Genomic DNA, 20,416 nt, shown 5'->3' on the forward strand with positions numbered 1-20,416 from the left:
CAGTCACATCCGGAAGATGCCGTAGGACGGCTCGGCGATCGGGGCGTTCGCGGCGGCGGCCAGGCCGAGCGCGAGGACGCGGCGGGTGTCGGCGGGGTCGATCACGCCGTCGTCCCAGAGCCGGGCGGTGGCGTAGTAGGGGTTGCCCTGGGTCTCGTACCGGTCGCGGATCGGGTCCTTGAACGCCTCGATCTGCTCGGGCGGGGCGTCGGCGAGGTCGCGCTGCACGGTCGCGAGGACCGACGCCGCCTGCTCGCCGCCCATGACGGAGATGCGGGCGCCGGGCCACATCCAGAGGAACCGGGGGTCGTAGGCGCGGCCGCTCATGCCGTAGTTCCCGGCGCCGAACGAGCCGCCGAGCACCACCGTGAACCGCGGCACCGACGTGCAGGCCACGGCGGTGACGAGCTTGGCGCCGTCCTTGGCGATGCCACGGTGCTCGTACTCCTTGCCGACCATGAACCCGGCGATGTTCTGGAGGAACACGAGCGGGATGCGCCGCTGGTCGCAGAGCTGCACGAAGTGCGCGCCCTTGAGCGCCGACTCGGAGAACAGGATGCCGTTGTTCGCGATGATCCCGACCTGGTACCCGTCGATGCGGGCGAAGGCGCACACCAGGGTCTCGCCGTACCGGGCCTTGAACTCGGTGAGCTGCGAGCCGTCGACGATGCGGCGGATCACGTCGCGCACGTCGTAGGGCGTGCGGGGGTCGGCGGGCACGTCGTACAGGCCGTCGGGGTCCAGCTCCGGTTCCTCCGGAACCGCCCGCTCCAGGCTCGGGGCCCGTGCCGCGCCGGTGGTGGTGCCGATGATCTCGCGGACGATGCGCAGGGCGTGCGCGTCGTCGTCGGCCAGGTGGTCCGCGACGCCCGACGTCGTGGTGTGCACCAGCCCGCCGCCGAGCTCCTCCGCCGTCACCACCTCGCCCGTGGCGGCCTGCACCAGAGGCGGACCGCCGAGGAAGATCGTGCCCTCGTCGCGCACGATGACCGCCTCGTCGCTCATCGCGGGTACGTACGCGCCGCCCGCCGTGCACGAGCCCATGACCGCCGCGACCTGCGGGATCCCCCGGGCGGACAGGTTCGCCTGGTTGTAGAAGATGCGGCCGAAGTGCTCCCGGTCGGGGAACACCTCGTCCTGCATCGGCAGGTACGCGCCGCCGGAGTCCACCAGATAGATGCAGGGCAGGTGGTTCTCGGCGGCGACCTGCTGCGCGCGCAGGTGCTTCTTGACCGTCATCGGGTAATAGGTGCCGCCCTTGACGGTGGCGTCGTTGGCGACGATCACGCACTCGCGCCCCGCGACCCTGCCGATACCCGTGACGATGCCCGCGCTCGGCACCGCCCACTCGCCGCCGTACATGTCGTAGGCCGCGAGCGCCCCGATCTCCAGGAATGCGGACCCCGGGTCGAGCAGCCGGTCCACGCGGTCGCGGGCGAGCAGCTTGCCGCGAGCGGTGTGCTTGTCGCGCGCCGCGGCCGAGCCGCCCTCGCGCACGCGCGCGAGGCGGTCGCGCAGCTGCGCGGTGAGGGTGCGGAGGTCCGTTCCAACGGCGGTGTTGATGGCCACGTGTCGCAGCATAGTCCGCTGGTTAATGATCGTTAACCCCTGGCGCGCGGTTCGGCCGACCGCGGCCTCCGCTACGGCCTCGGCGAAGGCCTCAGCGGAACGTGCGGCGATAGTCGCCCGGAGCGGTGCCGCACACCTGTCGGAAGGTGTCGTAGAAGCTGCTCTGCGCGGTGAACCCGGACGCGTGCGCGATCTCGGCGGTGGTGCGGTCCGACGTGATGAGCAGCCGCTGCGCCTCCGCGACGCGGCACCGCGCGATATACGTGCCAACGGTCGTGCCGACTACTCGCTTGAAGAGCGTCATCGCGTGGCTGGGGCTGAGGTGGACGGCGCGGGCCACGTCGGCGGCGGTGATCGGCGACCGGTAGTGCTCGGCCACAAACTGGGCCATCGCCGCGGCCCGCCCAGCGGCGCCGGCCCGCGGGTCGGGCGTGTACGGCGTCGTCCGAACCTCCGCGTCGTCCTGCGCCGCACGGGTCAGGACCCGCCGCACGAACGCCTGGGCCTCGAGCATGACGACGGTGCCGTACCCGCTGTCCAGGACGTCGTGGTGCCAGCTCTCAAAGAGGGCGGCGGCGTCCCGCACCAGTGCGTCCGTCGGCACGACGACGGGGCGTGCCCGCAGCAGGACCGCCATCTGCTCCGTGGGCAGCGCCCAGCTCAGCACCTCGGTGAGCGGGATGTGCACCCAGGACACGTCGGTCGGCGTCGCGCCGGGCTCCACGAGCTGGTGCGGGGTCCCGCCCCAGAACAGTGCCACCTCGCCCGCCTCCACCCGCAGGAACGAGCCGCCGAAGAGGTATTCGAGCCGGCCCGCGTGCACCAGGTTGAGCTCCAGGTCGTCGTGCCGGTGCGGCCGCATCATCACCGGCGGCGCGCCCCGCTGCACCCACAGGGCTGGTTCGTTCAGCTCCACCTCGTCGTCCGCGAGCACCATGAGCGGGAGCATATGGCCCCGCCCGAGCCCCGCACGGCCGCGGCGCGGACCGGAGGATCCCGGAGAACCGGGCCACGCAGCCGGAGGTGTGACCGCCATCCTCTGGCCTAGCGTCGCCGTATGGCTCATTCTCCCAAGATCACCATCATCGGCGCCGGTGGCTTCGTCTTCCCGTTCCGCCTCATCGGCGACCTGCTCAGCTTCCCGGCGCTGCACGGCGCCACCCTCAGCCTCATGGACCTCGACGCCGGCCGCCTCGACCGGGTGGCGACGGCCACCCGGGAGCTCGTGGCGCACCACGGCCTGCCCACGGTGGTCGAGCAGACCACCGACCGGCGCGAGGCCCTGCGCGACGCCGACTTCGTGATCATCACGTTCCAGGTGGGTGGCGTGGAGTCCTACCGGCACGACGTCGAGATCCCCCGGCGCTACGGCGTCGACCAGCCGGTCGGCGACACCGTCGGCCCGGGCGGCGTCTTCCGCTTCCTGCGTTCCGTGCCCGCCTACCAGGCCATCGCCGCCGATGCCCTCGAGGTGTGCCCGGACGCCCAGTTCATCAACTACGCCAACCCGATGGCCATGGCCACCGCGTACCTCAACGCGCTCGGTCTGCGCACCGTGGGGCTGTGCCACAGCGTGCAGGGCACCACCTGGATGCTCGCGCGCACGCTGGGCGTGCCGTACGACGAGGTGTCCTTCCGCTGCGCGGGCATCAACCACCAGGCGTGGATCGTCGACTTCCGGCGCGGCACCGAGGACCTCTACCCGCGCCTGCGCGAGCTGATGAAGGAGCGCCACCAGCCTGCCCGCGCGGCGTCCGGCCTGCTGTCCGACGACGGCGACCACTCCGACGTGGCCCTCATGGCCAGCAACTACGAGGGCGGCAACGAGCAGGTGCGCACCTCGCTGATGAACCACTTCGGCTACTTCGAGACGGAGTCCAGCCACCACGCGTCGGAGTATGTGCCGTACTTCCGCAAGGACGCCGCAACCATCAAGGAGTACATCCCGGAGCGCTGGGACTACTTCGAGATCTGCGCCGCGCACGACGAGCAGGGCGACGTCGACGAGCAGCTCGAACGGCTCAAGGCGGACCTGAGCCCGTCTGTCGAGTACGGGGCCTCCATCGTGAACGCCGTGGTCACGGGGGTGCCCACGGTCGTGTACGGCAACGTGCCCAACGCGGGACGGGTCATCACCAACCTGCCCGACGACGCGTGCGTCGAGGTCGCCTGCCTGGTCGACGCCAACGGCGTGCAGCCGACGTCGTTCGGCGACCTGCCGCCCCAGCTCGCGGCGATCAACCGCACGAACACCAACGTGCAGACGCTCGCGGTCCGCGCGGCGCTGGCCGGCGACGTCGAGCACGTGCACCACGCCGTCGCGCTGGACCCGCTCACGTCCGCGCACTGCACGCTGGAGCAGATCCGCGAGATGACCGACGAGCTGCTCGCCGCGCACGCGGCGCTGCTGCCGGCGGCGCTGACGGGACAGCTGACGGAACAACTCACGGAGGCCCGCTGATCGCAACGCGGCTACTCGACACGTACCGCCTCCGCTGGCGAGATCCGCGCCGCACGAACTGAGGGGTAGGCCGAAGCAACTATTCCGACAAGGAGGCCCACCACAGGTCCGGCCACGAGGTACCACGGGTGCAGGACCGCGCTCCATCCGTTGACAATCGCTATCCCGACGGTTGCCGCACACCCCAGTGCGGAACCAGCCAGTCCGCCGAGCGCTCCGATCACTCCGCCGTCTGCGAGAAAGAGCACCGAGATGTCGAGGCTGCTCGCACCCAGTGCGCGGCGCAGCCCGATCTCCGCAGTGCGCGCCATGACGGAGACGATCATCGAGTTAGCGATGAGCAAGACGGTCAGCACGAGCAAGAGGCCGCCCACGGCACCCGCCAAGCGGGACAGCTGTTCGTTCACGCCGGTTCGCAGGGTTGCAAGATCGATGGCGGCGGACACCTGCAGCACGTCGGGGCGAGCAGGCAAGACTGCTTCACGCACTATCTCTGATATGGGACGCGAGGCACCCGGCTCGGTACGAACGAGCAAGGTCGCATCACGGTCAGTCCCGGCCGTGGACAAAGCAGTCCGATAGGGAAGCACTACGCCAGACGCGGCCGCCGGCCCGGAGCTGACCACACCGATCACCTCGTATGCGTGGTCGTCCACGTAGATGCGATAGCCAGTCAATTCCTTCGCAGCGACTGGGATTCCGAGCTCCTCAGCAATCCCCTCTCCCACCAGAGCCACGTCGTACGGATCGACAGCGTCCAGCATCCAGGCTTCTTCGGGTGTAACGTGATAGGCGGCCAGGTAGCCGCTGGTGGCGCCGAAGACGTCGACGGGGCTGCCCAAGTCGTAACCGAGCGTCGAGGACTCGTCAGCGTCCGCATTGCGCCGGACGTGAATGCCGTCGGACATCGGCAGGCGGAGGCCCGCGGCGCGGACCCCGTCGATGGCACGCACGCGCTCCAGAGCTTCCGGTAGGAAGATCTGAGCACTCGCCCCTTCACCAGGCCGCTCAGCTTCCTCGACCACTACGTCGGGGCTGGCGTCGTCAACGGCGGCTGGTGCAATTTCGACGGTGAGCAGGTCCGTGCCTGAAGCAGCGATGTCGGCGTCGATCTGGGACGCTGCCATCTGCGACACGCCCACGGCAGTCACGAGTGACCCCGTGGACAACGCCACCGCGACCAGCAGCAGGAGCACCCGCGACCGCCGCCCGGAATAGTCGATCACCAGATCGGACAAGAGGTCCCTGAGCCACACCATGTCAGGCCCCCACGACTCTTCCGTCTTTGAGCTCCACGACGCGGTCCGCCCACCGTGCGGTCCGGTCGTCATGCGTGATCACGATTACTGCGACATCGCGTCGCGCTTGCTCGTCGAACAGGTCCAGTACCGCGCGCGCATTCGCATCGTCCAGATTCCCGGTCGGCTCGTCGGCAAGAAGGACCGGCGGTGTCGTCACTATCGCGCGTGCGACGGCGAGCCGCTGCTTCTCTCCGCCGGACAACGTCTGACCGAGTGCGTGAGCGCGATGCGACAAGCCAACGTTCTCGATCGCTGACCGCGTGAGGTCCTCGCGGTTCGCCACGCCGACGCGCGCCGTCGTCAGCTTGAGCATGACGTTCTCGGTCACCGTGCGTCGACCGAGCACGTGATACGACTGGAACACGAATCCCAACCGCTCAGCGCGCATGCGGTCTCGCGCTCGACCGCCAAGTTGCGATGTGTCCCGTCCCAGCAACCGGTAGCTGCCAGCCGTTGGAGCGTCCAACAAGCCTAGGATATTGAGGAGAGTCGACTTCCCCGCTCCCGACCTGCCGAGGATCGCCACTCGCTCACCCTTGAGCACCTGGAGCGTGGCATCTCGCAACGCGCTGACCGGGGGGTTTCCTGGATAGATCTTGGCGAGCGAGACGGCCTCGACTGCGACATCATTCACCTGGCCCGCCGATGATGATCTCGTCACCGGGCTCCAGACTCGTGTCTCCAAGAATCTGCGCGTATCCATCGCTCTGGAGCCCGAGCTGCACGGTTACCTTCTGTCCATCGCCAACCTTCAGCACATACATTCCGTCCGCATCTTCTCTCAGCGCGACAAGAGGTACGGCCAGGGAGGTCGCGACCTCGCCGTGCCCGGTGGGCATCACTGTTGCCGCTGCGCCTTCAGCACCACGCGTCAGCTCTTCGGGCAACGGCACGCGAATGTCGTAACCAGGTATGCGCCCGTCGGAGTCGCTGCCGCGGAACTCGGAAATCCGAGCCACCTGCACCTCGACGGGCTCGTTCCCCGCAGTTGCCACAGTCACTGACGACCCCGGCTGGAACGCCTCGGCATCCGCAACACCGACCCGCGCTGTCACGTGCGGCTCCCCGATTCGAAGTTTCGCCACAACGTCATCCCCTTCGAGCACCTCGCCGAGGCCAGCGATCGATGCCACCCGGGCACCGCCACCTGGCACGTCGACCACCTCCGCCATCGGCAGGGGTGTACCGGTCACCGGCGTGGACGTGCCAGCAGAGGGGCTCACCAAAGGATCAGACGTCGACGTGAGCGACCCACTTTCCGGGCTTTCTCCCTGTACCACAGCACTCGACTCGTCGACCGCCGCGTCAGGTGACGCTCCTACGGTCGAGAACGGGACGCCTGCCGGAGGTTCGAGGTCATTCTCTGCATACAACCTCTCAACGGCGTCGGCGGTTCCGCTCTCGTACCGGCCGTCCACGTAACCGCTGTAGTACCCGAGCGCATCCAATGCACGTTGCAGCGACTCCACGTCAGGTCCGCTCATCCCTGGAGCGAGATCCCGGTAGAGGGGAATCTCAAGGGCGAGGACGATAAGCGGCCGGCCCGACACCGTCACCAGCGGTGCGCCATACCGCACCATCTTGTCGGGGGCGACATCGACGGACGTCACTACGGCGCGAGCGCTCGACGTCTCCGGCACCGCGACCGTGATCTCGTCTCCCAATGACACGAGCCCGTCCGCGGAGCCCCCGGCCTCTCGGAACTCACGTTCTGTCACCACGGCGGATGTGGTCGGCAGCGCCGTCGAGTTCGCCACTGCGTCTTCCCACGGGGATCGGACCAGGCCGCCCAGCACAAACGCCACCACCGCTACTCCAGCGGCCAAGCCGCACCAGAGCACCAGCCACCGAACTCGGCCGCGTACGGCGCCTCCGGTAGTTGGTCCCGGTGATCGCGAACCCGAGCCCTCGGGCTGCAAGCTGCCGTACCGATCAGTCACGCCCGGTCCAGTACTCGCTCGTCACACGTTCCAGCTCGTCGAGCTCGACCGCAAGGCTCTGAAGTTCCCGCTCGTACTCCAAGTACACCGGAGCCTCGTACTCGGCGACCACATTCAGCAACTTCTCGACAGCACCAGTTTCGTCTTTACAACGAACCACGTCGGACGCCATCTTGATCTGCTGCTCGTTTATTACCCCGAATTGCTCGCCGTTTACCGTGAAGAATGTGTCGCGCGTGGTGGAGTCGGAGGCCTCCAGCGACAGCCCAGCCTTTGAGATGCACTCACCGAAGTCGCGCTTGATCTCCACCATGCGGTCGTCCTTGTAGGCGGCAACCTGGGCAGCAGCGAACTCCTCGGACCAAGGACCGGAGAACCGTGGAAGGCTGTCCCGTCGGTTCTTCCATTCAGCACCCTCGCCGCTGGACATACATTTTCTCTCAGCGGCCTGATACGACTCGGTTCCGGCATTTGTGCGGTCCGCCTCGAGCCGCTCGGCCAGTGCGTCATAATCCTCCTGCGCGGCCGCGCTCTCCTCACCAGAAAGGGTCGAGTTGACCACACCGTTCACGAGCTGGTCGAGGACAGTAATGGGATTGGTGAACGCAAATCGTTCCGCATCCTCTGCCAGCCAGACCCCGACAGCCGTTTCCCTGGACAGGTCGGGGTCGGTCGGGTGCCAGTCAAGAAGCCCCTCGATCCCCTCCCTCGCCATACAGTCGTTCAGGCTCTGCTGGTAAGCGCTGTCAATATTGCCTGCCAAAGCGACTGACGGAATGTATCTTTGCGAGCCGAAAACCGCTACATTGGTTTCACGGTTCACTATCGGATCGATATCTCTCGGCGGATCGCTGATAGGGGCGGCCGCTGACGCGGAAGAATTTCCTGCCGCATCATCGCCTCCTCCCGGAGATGCCACGCAGCCTGCGACGATGCAGACCAAGAAGATTGGCGTCAGACGAGGCAGGAGCCTTGAAATGGCAGACATGGTGGTTCGCTCACATTCGCGATGGACACGGGAGGTGCGTACCGGGGCCGATCCGTAGGCGAATCAAGTTCCAGAGTGATCCACCTACGGATCGGATCACGGTCAGGAACAGGACGTGACGTACTGGTTCGAGCTGAAGAGGTTGTTGAGGTCCTGCGCGCTCGAGTGACCGTTGCCACCGCCGTTCGACAGCATCGGGTCGCGGCTCGCACCCCGCGAGCTGCCCGTCTCGTAGAACCACACCCACTTGCCGCCGACCGCGTCCCAGTTCGCATTCTCGAAGAAGTACGACCTGCACGAAACGATGTTGCCGGTGGAGAGCGACGAAGCGCGGTTGTTGGCCGACGCGAGGTCACTCATGTTGAAGTTGAAGTTGGTATTGCTGTCGTGGATCCAGCTGTACGCTCCGGCGTAGTTGGTCTCGTTCCAGATGCAGGTGTACTCGGCGGGGCACGACCAGTCATCGGCCACCGCCGGCGCAACGCCGGCACCGACACCGGCTGCCGCGATGGCCGCGGTCAGGATGATCGAACGGAGCACGTGCTTCACTCGCTTCACGAACTTCACTCCTTCAAATTCGCATTTCCGGACAAAGCAGACACTGGCAAGATGCAGCGTACGGTCCGGTCAGCGACAAGCCCCTCCCCTCAGGGCTAGTGTTTTTCACCCGGTCGGTGGATGGCGCTCACACGATCCCGTGCTGGTGCGCGGTCGCGATGAGCCGCTGCCTGCTGTCGCACCCTGACTTCCGCAGCAACGCCGAGACGTGAAACTTGATGGTGTCGACGCTGACCGTCAGGCTCGCCGCGATCTCCTGGTTCGATGCGCCCTCGGCCACCGCCGCCAGGACTTCACTCTCGCGTCTCGTAAGTCGCCGAACCCACTCAACACGCGGATCGACCCGATCCCCTAGAGATACGACGGTCGCCCCGGCCGCGACGGCTCGGACAAGGGGTACGAGCTTTCGGCCCAAGTGATCTCGGTCGATCACACCCCTGGCGCCGGCCCGGACAAGCCGTCGCGCGTCACCGCGGTAGAGGTCGCGGCCGGTAACCAGTACGGCCCAGCGGCCGTACCCACGCAGCGCCCGGGACCCACCGATGACAGGAGGGCCGGCCTCGAAGTCGACGATCGCGATGCCAGCACTGTCCGCTGACAGCCTCACGGCGGACAGACCGGTGAGGTCGAAGAACGTTCCCACGATGTCGATGTCCACGACTTCGTCCAGCAGCCCGCTGACACCGCTCAGTCCTGCTCGACCACCATCGATGAGTGCCACGCTCGCAGCTTCGCCCACTCAGCCCCCTTGTCCCGCGCGGGTGGCAGTCTAATACCGCGGTGGCACATGTATGACGAGCTGGCGGCTGACCTCCGGCCTACTACCGAGCCCCGCCGCGTGACGCGACTGTGCCGTGCCGTGCCGTGCTGTGCCGGGACATCGTGGTGCCGGACCGCAGACCGCGCGGGGCGATGTCCCGGATGAGTGCGGTCGCCGAAATCCTCAGCGCTAGCGTCGAGCACAGGGATCAAGTAACGAGCACCAGCAGCGACTGGCGGATCCTAGACTGCCTCCGTGACCCCGCGCAGGCAGCAGATCCTGAGCACGGCAGCCGACCTGTTCGCCGCCCGTGGCTTCCACGGCGTATCCATGGGAGACATCGGCGCCGCCGTCGGCGTCTCCGGCCCCGCGCTGTACAAGCATTTCGCGGGCAAGGAGGACATCCTCGGGCAGTGCCTGCTGCACGCTTCCGACCAGCTGCTGGCGGGCGCGCGTGAGCTGCTGTCCGACGGCGGAGCCGACCTCGGGGTCCCCGGAAAGCACCGCAGCGAAGCAAGGACTTTGCGGGGTGAGGGCGGCGAGGCGCGCTCCGCCGTCGGGCAGCCTGGTGCCGATACCGCGGGGGGCGAGGCAGCGGGGGGCGAGGCAACGGAGGGCGACGCAGCAGGAGCCGAGGCCGCGCTGGAGGCCCTGATCGCCAGGCACGCCGACTTCGCGCTCGACAACCCGGCACTGATCGTCGTGCAGGAGCGGGAGTGGGGCGCGCTCGGGACCGAGGCGCAGGCGCAGGTCCGCAAACGCCAGCTCGCCTACGTCGACGTGTGGTGCGACGCGCTGACGCCGCTGCGCCCGGACCTGTCGCCGCCGCAGGCACGCGCGGCGGTCCAGGCGGCGTTCGGCCTCCTCAACTCGACCCCGCACAGCGCCCGCATAGGCCGCGAGACCATGCGCGCTCTGCTCACAAGCATGGCCCGCTCAGCCCTCCTCCCAGCCCGTTGAGTGCTGGGTATCTGTCCTCTCGAAACGGTTCGGGAGGGCAGATAGCCAGCACTCAACGGGCTCGGCGGGCGGGCTACTCGACCGGGAGGCCCAGGCCTCTCGCTATCAGCATGCGCTGGAGTTCTGACGTGCCCTCGCCTATCTCCAGGACCTTGGCGTCGCGGTAGAAGCGGGCGATGGGGCCGTCCTCCATGACGCCGTAGCCGCCGAACACCTGCGCCGCGATGCGCGTGGCTGTCACGGCAGACTCGGTGGCGTACAGCTTGGCGACGGACGACGCCCGCCGGAACTCGTCGAGCGGCGCACCCTCGTCCTTGAGCGCGGCGGCCCGGTACGTGAGCGCCCGGCTCGCCTGGAGCATCACCTCGATGTCCGCGATCTGGAAGGCGACGCCCTGCTTGCGGCCGATCGGACCACCGAACGTGGGGCGCACACCGGCGTGCTCCACCGTGAGGTCCAGCATGGCCTGGATGCAGCCGGTGGCCAGGGCCGCGACGGCGACCCGGCCCGTGTTGAGGCAGATCATGAGCTGCTTGAAGCCGTTGCCCCGCTCGCCCAGAAGGTAGGCCTCCGGGACGCGCACGTCCTCGAACCGCAGGGCGTGGGTGTCGACGGCGCGCCAGCTCATCTTGTCGTGCAGGGGTTCGACGACGAACCCCGGGGTGTCGGTGGGGACGATGACGGCGCTGAGCTCCGGCCGGCCGTCGGGCAGGGTGCCCGTGCGCGCCGCGACGGTGCAGACGCTGGTGATCGGGGTGCCGGAGTTGGTGATGAACTGCTTGGCGCCGTTGATGACCCACTCGCCGTCCACGAGCTCGGCGGTCGTGGACATGGCGTTGGCGTCGCTGCCCGCGCCGGGTTCGGTGAGGCCGAAGGCGCCGAGGGTGCGGCCGGCCACGAGGTCCGGCAGCCACCTGTTCTTCTGCTCGTCGGTGCCGTAGGCCAGCAGCGTTCCCACCCCGAGGCCGACGCCGGCCCCGAGCGTGATGCCTACCGACTGGTCCACGCGGCCGATCTCCTCGACGGCGATGCTGAGACCGGTGAGCCCGAGGTCGGACCCGCCGTATTCCTCAGGGGCGGTCAGGCCGAACAGGCCCAGCTGTCCCATCTGGTGCACCAGCTCGACGGGCAGGCGACTCTCCCTGTCCCATCGGCCGATGTGGGGCGCGATCTCGCGGTCGGCGAACTCCCGTACCGCGTCCCGGAGCTTGGTGTGCCCCGGGTTCTCTGGTGAGGTATGCATGTTAGGCATGCCACAGAGGTTAACCACCATTAACCTCATCGCGCCAGGCCCACCGGAGGACTTCCTATGCCCGACCAGAGCCAGGTCACCTACGACGTCGTAGCGCTCGACCTGCCGGACGACCGGACCGCGTCCTACGCCCGGATCACGCTCGACAGCCAGGAGCGCCGCAATGCCCTCTCGCACGCCCTGCTCGACCAGCTCCGGGCCGCGCTGAACCGCGCCGCGCACGACGACGTCCACGCGGTGGTCCTGGCCGCGGAGGGCCCGGCGTTCTGCTCGGGCGCCGACCTCACCGAGGCGCTGCGCGACGGCATGACCGACTCCGCGCGGCGGCTCGCCGAGCTGCTGCGCACGATCCTCGCCCTGCCGAAACCCGTGGTGGCGCGCGTGCACGGGCCGGTACGAGCCGGCGGGATCGGGCTGGTCGCCGCGTGCGACGTCGCGATCAGCGCCGACCACATCACCTACGCCTTCACCGAGGCCCGCCTCGCGCTGGCGCCCGCCGTCATCTCGCTGGCGGTGCTCCCGCGGATGACGCCACGGGCGGCGTCGCGCACGTTCCTGACCGGCGCACCGTTTACCGCAGACGAGGCCGCCGCCTGGGGCCTGGTGACCCGGTCGGTCCCGCTCGACGCGCTCGACCGGGAGGTCGACACGGTGCTCACCGAGCTCGCAGCCGCCGACCCGCAGGGCCTCACCGCCACCAAGGAGCTGCTCAACGCGGATGTGCTCACCCGGTTCGACGCCAACGTGGACCGGGCAGTGACCACGTCCGCGCAGCTGTTCAGCTCCGAGCGCGGGCGGGCCGCGATGGGGCGGCTGCTGCGGCGCTGACCGGGAAACAGTGTTGGATGGGGGCGTGGCCATACGGATCTCCTCGCGCAACGCACGCTTCCAGCAGCTCGAGACGCTGCTCACCAACCGCAACAAGCGGCACCGCGCCGCCGAGTTCATCGTGCAGGGCGTGCGGCCCATCACCATGGCTGTGGAGCACGGCTGGGAGGTCCGCTCGCTCCTGTACGACGCCGAGCGCCACCTCTCGCAGTGGGCCCGGGGCGTGCTCGCGGCCCACCCGCACGTCGAGCACGTCAAGATGGCGCCCGACCTGCTCGCCGAGCTCGCCGAGAAGGAAGACGCCGAGCTGCTCGCCGTCGTCGCGATGCGGCCCGACGACCTGGACCGGATAGAGGCCGGACCCGACTTCCTCGGGGTCGTCTTCGACCGCCCCACGCAGCCGGGCAACATCGGCGCGGTGATCCGCTCGGCGGACGCGTTCGGGGCCGACTGCGTGATCACCACCGGGCACGCCGCCGACGCCTACGACCCCAAGTCGGTGCGCGCCACGACCGGGTCGTTCTTCGCGACGCCGGTGGTGCGCGCGCCGTCGTCCGCCGAGGTCATGGAGTGGGTGACCGCGCGGCGCGCCGCCGGCCTGCCCCTGGTGGTCGTCGCCACCGACGAGCAGGGCGACGGCGACATCTCCGCGTACGACCTCACCCAGCCCGTCCTGCTCCTGGTCGGCAGCGAGACGACCGGGCTGACCCGCGCGTGGCTCGACGCGGCGGACGTGACGCTGAGCATCCCGATGACGGGCTCGGCGAGCTCGCTCAACGCCGCGAACGCGGCGACGGTCCTGCTCTACGAGGCCCGCCGCCAACGCCTGGCGAAGTAGCCCGGTCAGAGCTCTATCGAGGCTAGAGCTCTATCGAATACATGCGGGAGCCCGTCGTCTTGACGTAGCCGAGGCTCGCGTACAGCCCGTGGGCCCCGCTCGGGTTGGCCGTGTCGACGTCGAGTGCCGCGTACTGCATGCCCTCGGCGGCGAACGCCCGCATGCCCGCGGCGAGCGTCGCGAGGGCGGTCTTGCGGCCGCGGTAGGCACGGCGCGCGCCGAGCATGTCCGTGTACCCGAACGAGTACCCGCGCACCGCGAAGTCCTCGGTGTACCGGGCGGCGAGCTCGTAGCCCACCACCAGCGGCTCGCCGGCCCGGAGCGCCGCGGCGGTCTCGGGGTCGGTATCGGGATGGGCGAGCAGCGCCTCGACGTCGGGCGCCTCGTCGATGACCAGGAACGACCACTCCGGCGCGAAGCCCGCACGCTGCGCCCACTGCTCGCGGGTCTGCGGCTGGCTGCCCCAGTGGTCGCGGAAGGCGTCGTTGTGCGCCAGGCGGGTGGCCTCGGCCAGGTCCTCGGACCACGGCACGAGCCGCAGCGAGCCGGTCAGCTCGACCTCGGGCACGGGGGCGGCGTCCGGCCCGGTCAGTGGCCGCGCCAGGTCGGAGTAGTAGCGGCGCACGCCGAACCCGGCCCGCTCGTAGAGCCGGTGCTTGGACGCGGGCGCGTCGTCCTCGGCGAACACGCCGATGCGGCCGGGCACGTCCTTGCCCGACGCCGCGAGCATCTGCCGGGCGCGGCCAGTCCCCCAGGCCAGCAGCTCGCGGCCGATGCCCTCACCGCGGCGGTCGGGGTGCACGCCGCCCCAGCAGAACGCGCGGACCGTCGTCACGTCGCCGGGCGGGCTGTCGACCTGGGCCCAGGCGACGAGGGCACCGTCGGGATCGAACCCGAGCAGGGAGTCCGCCGTCATGTCGCGCCACGCTCCCTCGAAGATCTCCTCGATCTCCTCCAGGGTCTCGACGTACGGCTCGGCGTCGGCCCGGGCGATGAGGTTGCGCAGCGCAAGCCACGTGGGCGCGTCCTCGCGGGTGGCGGCGCGCCAGGTCAGGCCGCCGGCCGTGGGGATCGTCAGGGTCGCGGGCGCCGCGGCGCGCTCGGCGATCGGGGCGATGGTGGGGGTCTCGGTGCTCATGGCGGTCCTCAGAGTTCTATCGTGTGCAGGGTGGAGCCGTCGCTCTTCGTGTAGCCCAGCCGGGCGTACAGGGCGGGCGCGCCCGTCGGGTTGTCGGTGTCGACGTCCAGCTCGGCGCGCTGCATGCCGTCGGCGGCGTAGACGTGCATCGCGTGCGTGAGCAGGGCGGCCGCGATGCGGCGTCCGCGGTACGCGCGGCGCACGCCGAGCAGCCCCGTGTAGCCCGCCGTGTAGCCCTGCGACTCCCAGTCGTGCTCGTACCGCTCGCCCAGGTGCAGCCCGACGACGTACGGCGTGCCCGGCGGCACCGTCGTGTCGCCGGGCTGCTCCTGCTCGGACCCCTCGTAGAGCACCGACTCGTCGATCACGACGAACGACCACTGCGGCGCGAACGCGCTGCGGTGGGCGCGCCACGACTCCGCAGTGCGCGGCTGGCTGCCCCAGTGGTCCCGGAACGCGTCGTTGCGGGCCAGCCGGGTCGCGTCCTCCAGGGCGTCGCTCCACGGCACCAGCCGCAGCGGCGGCTCCAGTCCGATCGCGGGCACCGGCGCGCTCAGGTCGCGCAGCAGGTTGGCGTAGTACCGCATCGGCTCGTACCCCGCGGCGCGCAGCAGGTCGTGGCGCTCGGGCGGGTCGACGTCCAAGATGTGCGCGGAGATCCGGCCCGGCAGGCCGGCCACCTCGGGGTCGGTGCCCAGCGCCGCGAGCGCCTGCCGCGCACGTCCCGTGCCCCAGGCGAGCAGCTCGGTGCCGATGCCCTCGCCGCGGCGGGTGGGATGCACTCCCCCGGTGACGCCGGCGCGCAGGAGGCTGACGCCGGTGGTGGGGTACCGCTCGACGGACCCGTGGGCCAGCATCGTGCCGTCGGCGTCGAGGCCCACGAGGGTGTCGGAGGCGGCGTCGAACACGGGCGCGTCGAACAGCTCCTCGACCTCGCCGGATGAGATGAACCAGTCGCGGCCGTCTGCCTTCTCGACGGCGTTCATGAGCTCCGTGAGCGCGGGGACGTCCGCACGGGTCCAAGGTCGCCAGGTCAGACCGCCCGCGGTCGGGACCTGGAGGGTGCGCGGTGCGGCGGCGCGTTCGGCGATCGAGGCGGGCGCCGAATCGGACACGGGGTCAGGCACGGCGGACAGGCCGGACGGATGCGTGGGCATACGGCCACGCTAGGCGACCGGCCCGCGACCGGCACGGGATTTTGCGGGTGAGGCGCGACGACGGGCCCGGCCGGACGTCAGAGCTCCACGGCGTACATGGTGGAGCCGTCGTTCTTGGTGTAGCCGAGCCCCGCGTACAGGGCGGGTGCCCCGGTCGGGTTGTCGGTGTCGACGTCGAGCACCGCGACCTCCATGCCGTCGTCCGCGAAGCGACGCATCGCGTGGGCCAGGAGCGCCGCGGCGATGCGCCGTCCGCGGTACGCCCGGCGCACGCCCAGCAGGTCGGTGTCCCCCGCCCGGAATCCCTGCGACTCCCAGTCGTGCTCGTACCGTCCGGCCATGTGCAGCCCGACGACGTACGGCGTGCCCGGCGGGACCGTCTCGTCCCCGGGCCGTTCCCGGTCCGACCCCTCGTACTCCACCGAGTCGTCGACCACGAGGAACGACCACTCCGGCGCGAACGCGCTGCGGTACGCCCGCCACGCCTCGGGGGTGCGGGGCTGGCTGCCCCACAGGTCCCGGAAGGAGTCGTTGCGGGCCAGCCGCGCGGCGTCGTCCAGGGCCTCGGACCACGGGACGAGCCGCAGGGGCGGCTCCAGGCCGACGACGGGCAGCGGCGCGCTCAGGTCGCGCCGCAGGTTGGCGAAGTACCTGACGGGTTCGAGGCCGCCCGCGAGGAGCAGCTCGCGGCGTTCGGCGGGGTCGCCGTCCTCGATGTGCGCGGAGATCCGCGCGGGGAGGCCGGCCAGCCGCGCGTCCGTGCCCGACGCCGCGAGCGCCTGCCGGGCGCGGGCCGTCGCCCAGGCGAGCAGGTCGGTGCCGATGCCCTCGCCGCGGCGGGTGGGGTGCACGCCGCCGGACAGGAAGACCCGCAAGAGGTCGACGCCGTCGGTCGGGAACCGCTCGATCCGCGCGTGGGCGAGCATCGCGCCGTCCGCGTCGAGGCCGACCAGGGTGTCCGCGGCCGGCTCGAAGACGGGGGCGCCGAAGAGGTCGTCGATCTCGTCCGCCGAGGTGAACCAGTCGCGGCCGTCGGCCTGCTCGATCGTGTGCATGAGCTCCGCGAGAGCGGGCGCGTCCTCGCGGGTCCAGGGGCGCCAGGTCAGGCCGCCCGCCGTGGGGACGGGCAGGGTGCGCGGTGCGGCGGCGCGCTCGGCGATCGTGGACATACGGCAACGCTAGGCGGGTGCGCCACGCGGGGCACGGGATTTTGCGGCGATCGGCAGGGGCCGGCGCTACCTCGCCCGGTTCGACGGCGACGGGCGTCCGCGAGATCGGTCCCTTGCACCGCCCCGACCCCCGAGATCGGTCCCTTGCACCGCCCCAACCCCCGAGATCGGTCCCTTGCACCGCCCCAACCCCCGAGATCGGTCCCTTGCACCGCCCCAACCCCCGAGATCGGTCCCTTGCACCGCCCCAACCCCCGAGATCGGTCCCTTGCACCGCCCCAAACCGCGAGATCGGTCCTTTGCGCTGAGATCGGTCAATCAACCGACCGATCTCGCTGCAAGGGACCGATCTCAAGGAACCAGGCCAGCAAAGGACCGAACTCGACGAGCCCTCACCTCCGCGGGCCACCTCCGCGGGCCACCTCCGCGGGCCACCTCCGCCCGCCGCGGCCGGCGGAGCTGGTGCGGCCTCAAGCGCTGGTCACTCCCTGCCCCCACAGTCAGCGCAGCACGATCACGAGCTGCGTCAGCAGGGGCGCCACGAGAAGCGCGGGCAGCAGGTCGCCCACCGGGATCTGCTTGATGTGCAGCAACCGCAGGCCGATGCCCACCAGCATGAGGCCGCCCGTCGCCGTCAGCGCCGCGATGTGGGCGTCGGGCAGCACCGACCCGAGCAGGACGCCGGCCAGCGTCACCAGCCCCTGGACGACGGCGACCGACACCGCGGACAGCAGCACCCCGATCCCGAACGAGGACGCGAACGCGAGCGCCGCAAAGCCGTCGAGGACCGACTTCAGGAGGAGCTGGTCGATGCCGCGGCCGAGGCCGTCGGACAGTGATCCGAGGATGGCGAGCGGCCCGACGCAGAACAGCAGGGACGCGGTGAGCCATCCCTCGATGAACCGCTCGCGCGCCGTCTCGTCCTGGCCGGTCTCGGTGGCGTCGACGAGCACCGGACGCCGGGACGTGCGCGCGCCGTCGGACCGGCGGCCCAGCCAGCCCTGGATGGTGCCCGCCAGCGCTTCCAGGCGGGTCTCGATCCGCAGCAGCGAGCCGGCGATGCCGCCGATCAGCAGCGAGCCGAGCACGATCAGCACGGGAGCGCCGCTGCCCGTCGCCGCGACGAAGGCGGCGTCGGTGACCGCCATCGCGGACAGCGCGGCGACGAGCAGGGTCACGAGGCCGAGGATGTCGGTCACCACGGCATGGGTGCGCTGGGGCAGCCGGTGCCCCACGGCCATGCCCAGCAGCGACCCGACGACTATCGTCCCGACATTGATCAGCGTGCCCAGCCCGGGGAGGTCGACGTCCACCGCGCGAGCCTAACCGTCGGCCGGGGCCTCCCCTGTCTCCGCCAGCCGCTCGAAGAGCGCCGAGGTGATGCCGCCGCCGTCCTCGCCCAGGTCCCAGCCGTCCCCCGCGGACCGGTTCGCCACCCAGAACACGAACGTGTCGCCCGCCGGGTCGCGGGCGATCTCCCCGTAGGACCAGCCGTTGCCCCCGTTGTGCCACAGGATGCTCGGGTCCTCCGGGTCGTCGACGACCCAGCCGTAGGCGTAGTACGTCTCGTCGGGCTCCTCGCGCACGCGCGGTTCGAACAGCTCGCGCTTGGCGTCGTCGTCCAGGACGACGTCGCCGAGCAGCGCGACGTGCCAGCGGAACATGTCCCGGGGTGTGGAGAGCAGGCCGCCGTTGCCACGGAGGTTCCAGTACGGACCGTCGTCGGCCCACGGCTGGTCGAGCGGTGTGCCGTGGGATCGTCCCTCGGCGTCGTACTGGTCGGCCACCTGTTCCTTCGACCAGTCGGGCAGCAGGTAGCCCGTGCTGGTCATGCCCGACGGCGTGAACAGGTGCTCGGCGAGGTAGGCCTCGTAGTCCTGGCCGGACGCCTCCTCGACGACGGCGGTCAGCAGGCTGTAGCCGACGTTCGAGTACAGGTACGTCGTGCCGGGCCGGGACAGCAGCTCGGAGCCCAGCGCCTCGCGCAGGAAGGCGTCGCGGGTCAGCGGCTCGTCGTCGGACCCGAGCGAGTCAAGGAACCCCGAGGTGTGGGTCAGCAGGTGCTCGATGGTGACGGACCGCTTGTCCGCCGGGACGTCCGGGAGGTGGTCCGCGAGCGGGTCGGAGAACGTGAGCAGGCCGTCCATGTCCAGCCGCACGATCGCCGCGGCGGTGAACTGCTTGGTCATCGACCCGATGTCGAGGACGGTGTCGCAACCCGCTGCTTCCCCGGAACCCGGGTCCGGGTCGCCCCAGCCCTGGCACAGGTCCATCGTCGTACCCCGCCCCGCGACGAGGGCGCCGCTGGAGCCGGGCGGGAGGGCGTCGCCCAGGATCGACTCCGTCGACTCCGCCGGCTCGGTCGGCCCGGTTGATTCCGTCGGCCCTGTCGATTCGGTCGGCCCGGTTGATTCCGTCGGCCCTGTCGATTCGGTCGGCCCGACGTCGCCGGAGCCGCCCGGGCCGCCGCACCCGGCAACGCCCGCCAGCAGCGCGAGCGCCACCAGGCCTCGTGCGAGCCGTCGTCCGTGTGTCGCAGGTCGTGCCTGGTCGCCGCGCGTCGTCGTCACGACCGTCATTGTTCTGGGCGGGGGCACCCGGCGCACCGAAAGACCCCGGTACACCACACGATCCCGGCGCGCCAGGATCAGTGCACCGAGAAGCCGCCGTCGACGAACAGCGAGTGGCCCGTCACGTACCCGGAAGACGCGCTCGCGAGGAAGACGGCGGCGCCGGCGAAATCCTCGGGCACGCCGTTGCGGCCCACCGTGGTGCGGGCGGCGAGCGCCCCGACGCGTTCGGCGTCGTCCTGCAGGCGCTGGTTCAGGGGCGTCAGGACGAACCCGGGCACGAGCGTGTTGGCGGTGACGCCGCGCGACGACCACGCCTCGGACTGGGAGCGCGCGAGCGACTCGAGGCCGCCCTTGGAGACGCCGTAGGCGCCGCTGTCGACGAACGAGCGGTGCGCCTGCTGCGACGAGATGTGGATGAGCCGGCCGAAGCCGCGTTCCGCCATGCCGGGCGCGAACCGCTGGCCGAGCAGGAACGGCGCCTCGAGGTTCACGGTCATGGTGACGTCCCAGATCGCCTGGTCGACCTCGCCCAGGTGCGGACGCAGGTTGATGCCCGCGCTGTTGACGATGACGTCGGGCTCCCCCGCGGCCGCGGCGATGCCCTCGGCGGCGGCGTGGATGCCGTCGCGCGTGGAGAGGTCGGCGACCACCGTCTCGACGGCGCAGCCGCGCTCCCGCAGGCCGGCGGCGACGTCGTCGAGCCGCTCGGCGCCACGGGCCACGAGCACGGTGCGCGCCCCGGCCTGCGCCAGGGCCTCGGCGATGGCACGCCCGATGCCGGAGCTGCCCCCGGTCACGACGGCGGTGCGCCCCTCCAGGGAGAACAGGGCGGCCAGGTAGTCGTGCGTCGTCATGGCCGGGACGATACCCGCGCCATACCGCCAGCCGGGCACGCACGGCACCGCCGTCGGGCAAAGGCTTACG

General features: G+C 70.3%; 19 protein-coding genes. 4 read left to right on the forward strand and 15 right to left on the reverse strand.

The window, feature by feature from the left end; all coding sequences use genetic code 11:
- Positions 1–3: 3 nt before the first annotated feature.
- Complete coding sequence (locus tag ACFO6V_RS06980) at positions 4–1,569, reverse strand: carboxyl transferase domain-containing protein (protein ID WP_377133600.1); 1,566 nt, start codon at positions 1,567–1,569, stop codon at positions 4–6.
- Between the two features lie 91 nt (positions 1,570–1,660).
- A complete protein-coding gene (locus tag ACFO6V_RS06985) occupies positions 1,661–2,506 on the reverse strand; it encodes a helix-turn-helix domain-containing protein (RefSeq protein ID WP_377133602.1) in 846 nt (281 codons plus the stop codon).
- Positions 2,507–2,626: 120 nt separating this feature from the next.
- Here ACFO6V_RS06985 and melA point away from each other — a divergent pair, with 120 nt between their 5' ends.
- Positions 2,627–4,030: an alpha-galactosidase gene (melA, locus tag ACFO6V_RS06990; protein ID WP_377133604.1), complete on the forward strand. Its 1,404-nt coding sequence runs from the start codon at positions 2,627–2,629 to the stop codon at positions 4,028–4,030.
- Between the two features lie 11 nt (positions 4,031–4,041).
- Here the strand turns inward: melA and ACFO6V_RS06995 are convergent, their stop codons facing one another.
- The 6 genes from ACFO6V_RS06995 to ACFO6V_RS07020 all read right to left on the reverse strand — a co-directional run bounded on the left by ACFO6V_RS06995 (position 4,042) and on the right by ACFO6V_RS07020 (position 9,538).
- Entirely contained in the window at positions 4,042–5,289 is a 1,248-nt protein-coding gene (locus ACFO6V_RS06995) for an ABC transporter permease (RefSeq protein ID WP_377133606.1), read from the reverse strand.
- Between the two features lies 1 nt (position 5,290).
- On the reverse strand, positions 5,291–5,965 hold the full coding sequence (locus tag ACFO6V_RS07000) for an ABC transporter ATP-binding protein (protein ID WP_377133608.1): 675 nt from the start codon (positions 5,963–5,965) through the stop codon (positions 5,291–5,293).
- Positions 5,958–7,136 (reverse strand): peptidoglycan-binding protein, encoded by a 1,179-nt coding sequence (locus ACFO6V_RS07005; protein ID WP_377133610.1) that lies wholly within the window; start codon positions 7,134–7,136, stop codon positions 5,958–5,960. Before ACFO6V_RS07005 ends, ACFO6V_RS07000 begins: the two co-directional genes overlap by 8 nt.
- A 127-nt stretch (positions 7,137–7,263) precedes the next feature.
- The gene (locus tag ACFO6V_RS07010) at positions 7,264–8,094 is read right to left on the reverse strand and encodes a hypothetical protein (protein ID WP_377133612.1); all 831 of its coding nucleotides are present in this window, start codon (positions 8,092–8,094) and stop codon (positions 7,264–7,266) included.
- A 267-nt stretch (positions 8,095–8,361) separates the two neighbouring features.
- Positions 8,362–8,826, reverse strand: a complete 465-nt coding sequence (locus ACFO6V_RS07015) for a peptidase inhibitor family I36 protein (protein ID WP_377133614.1) — start codon at positions 8,824–8,826, stop codon at positions 8,362–8,364.
- 118 nt (positions 8,827–8,944) lie between these two features.
- On the reverse strand, positions 8,945–9,538 hold the full coding sequence (locus ACFO6V_RS07020; protein WP_377133616.1) for a helix-turn-helix transcriptional regulator: 594 nt from the start codon (positions 9,536–9,538) through the stop codon (positions 8,945–8,947).
- A gap of 294 nt (positions 9,539–9,832) precedes the next feature.
- Between ACFO6V_RS07020 and ACFO6V_RS07025 the strand changes: the two genes are divergently transcribed.
- On the forward strand, positions 9,833–10,537 hold the full coding sequence (locus ACFO6V_RS07025; RefSeq protein WP_377133618.1) for a TetR/AcrR family transcriptional regulator: 705 nt from the start codon (positions 9,833–9,835) through the stop codon (positions 10,535–10,537).
- Between the two features lie 73 nt (positions 10,538–10,610).
- Here the strand turns inward: ACFO6V_RS07025 and ACFO6V_RS07030 are convergent, their stop codons facing one another.
- A complete protein-coding gene (locus ACFO6V_RS07030; protein ID WP_377133620.1) occupies positions 10,611–11,789 on the reverse strand; it encodes an acyl-CoA dehydrogenase family protein in 1,179 nt (392 codons plus the stop codon).
- A 57-nt stretch (positions 11,790–11,846) separates the two neighbouring features.
- Here ACFO6V_RS07030 and ACFO6V_RS07035 point away from each other — a divergent pair, with 57 nt between their 5' ends.
- Together ACFO6V_RS07035 and ACFO6V_RS07040 are read left to right on the forward strand one after the other, a co-directional pair.
- Positions 11,847–12,617, forward strand: a complete 771-nt coding sequence (locus ACFO6V_RS07035) for an enoyl-CoA hydratase-related protein (RefSeq protein WP_377133622.1) — start codon at positions 11,847–11,849, stop codon at positions 12,615–12,617.
- Between the two features lie 25 nt (positions 12,618–12,642).
- Complete coding sequence (locus ACFO6V_RS07040) at positions 12,643–13,455, forward strand: TrmH family RNA methyltransferase (protein ID WP_377133624.1); 813 nt, start codon at positions 12,643–12,645, stop codon at positions 13,453–13,455.
- 22 nt (positions 13,456–13,477) lie between these two features.
- On the opposite strand, the gene ACFO6V_RS07045 is transcribed toward ACFO6V_RS07040, so the two are convergent.
- From ACFO6V_RS07045 to ACFO6V_RS07070, 6 genes are all read right to left on the reverse strand, one after another.
- Positions 13,478–14,593 (reverse strand): GNAT family N-acetyltransferase, encoded by a 1,116-nt coding sequence (locus ACFO6V_RS07045; protein WP_377133626.1) that lies wholly within the window; start codon positions 14,591–14,593, stop codon positions 13,478–13,480.
- Positions 14,594–14,601: 8 nt separating this feature from the next.
- Positions 14,602–15,750 (reverse strand): GNAT family N-acetyltransferase, encoded by a 1,149-nt coding sequence (locus ACFO6V_RS07050; protein WP_377133629.1) that lies wholly within the window; start codon positions 15,748–15,750, stop codon positions 14,602–14,604.
- Positions 15,751–15,827: 77 nt separating this feature from the next.
- Complete coding sequence (locus ACFO6V_RS07055; protein ID WP_377133631.1) at positions 15,828–16,919, reverse strand: GNAT family N-acetyltransferase; 1,092 nt, start codon at positions 16,917–16,919, stop codon at positions 15,828–15,830.
- Between the two features lie 500 nt (positions 16,920–17,419).
- Positions 17,420–18,232 (reverse strand): DUF554 domain-containing protein, encoded by an 813-nt coding sequence (locus ACFO6V_RS07060; protein WP_116675856.1) that lies wholly within the window; start codon positions 18,230–18,232, stop codon positions 17,420–17,422.
- A gap of 9 nt (positions 18,233–18,241) precedes the next feature.
- Positions 18,242–19,489, reverse strand: coding sequence for a serine hydrolase domain-containing protein (locus ACFO6V_RS07065; RefSeq protein ID WP_377133634.1), 1,248 nt, complete (start codon positions 19,487–19,489; stop codon positions 18,242–18,244).
- 77 nt (positions 19,490–19,566) lie between these two features.
- Positions 19,567–20,346 (reverse strand): SDR family NAD(P)-dependent oxidoreductase, encoded by a 780-nt coding sequence (locus ACFO6V_RS07070; protein WP_377133636.1) that lies wholly within the window; start codon positions 20,344–20,346, stop codon positions 19,567–19,569.
- Positions 20,347–20,416: the final 70 nt, after the last annotated feature.

The sequence above is a fragment of the Promicromonospora alba genome, from assembly GCF_042654905.1.
GTDB lineage: Bacteria > Actinomycetota > Actinomycetes > Actinomycetales > Cellulomonadaceae > Promicromonospora > Promicromonospora alba.

Excerpts from the sequence above, each read along its gene's own strand:
- ACFO6V_RS07035 (WP_377133622.1), top strand. The coding sequence starts at position 11,847 with ATGCCCGACCAGAGCCAGGTCACCTACGACGTCGTAGCGCTCGACCTG.
- ACFO6V_RS07055 (WP_377133631.1), bottom strand. The coding sequence starts at position 16,919 with ATGTCCACGATCGCCGAGCGCGCCGCCGCACCGCGCACCCTGCCCGTC.
- ACFO6V_RS06985 (WP_377133602.1), bottom strand. The coding sequence starts at position 2,506 with ATGGTGCTCGCGGACGACGAGGTGGAGCTGAACGAACCAGCCCTGTGG.
- ACFO6V_RS07050 (WP_377133629.1), bottom strand. The coding sequence starts at position 15,750 with ATGCCCACGCATCCGTCCGGCCTGTCCGCCGTGCCTGACCCCGTGTCC.
- ACFO6V_RS07070 (WP_377133636.1), bottom strand. The coding sequence starts at position 20,346 with ATGACGACGCACGACTACCTGGCCGCCCTGTTCTCCCTGGAGGGGCGC.
- ACFO6V_RS07030 (WP_377133620.1), bottom strand. The coding sequence starts at position 11,789 with ATGCCTAACATGCATACCTCACCAGAGAACCCGGGGCACACCAAGCTC.
- melA (WP_377133604.1), top strand. The coding sequence starts at position 2,627 with ATGGCTCATTCTCCCAAGATCACCATCATCGGCGCCGGTGGCTTCGTC.
- ACFO6V_RS06995 (WP_377133606.1), bottom strand. The coding sequence starts at position 5,289 with ATGGTGTGGCTCAGGGACCTCTTGTCCGATCTGGTGATCGACTATTCC.
- ACFO6V_RS07045 (WP_377133626.1), bottom strand. The coding sequence starts at position 14,593 with ATGAGCACCGAGACCCCCACCATCGCCCCGATCGCCGAGCGCGCCGCG.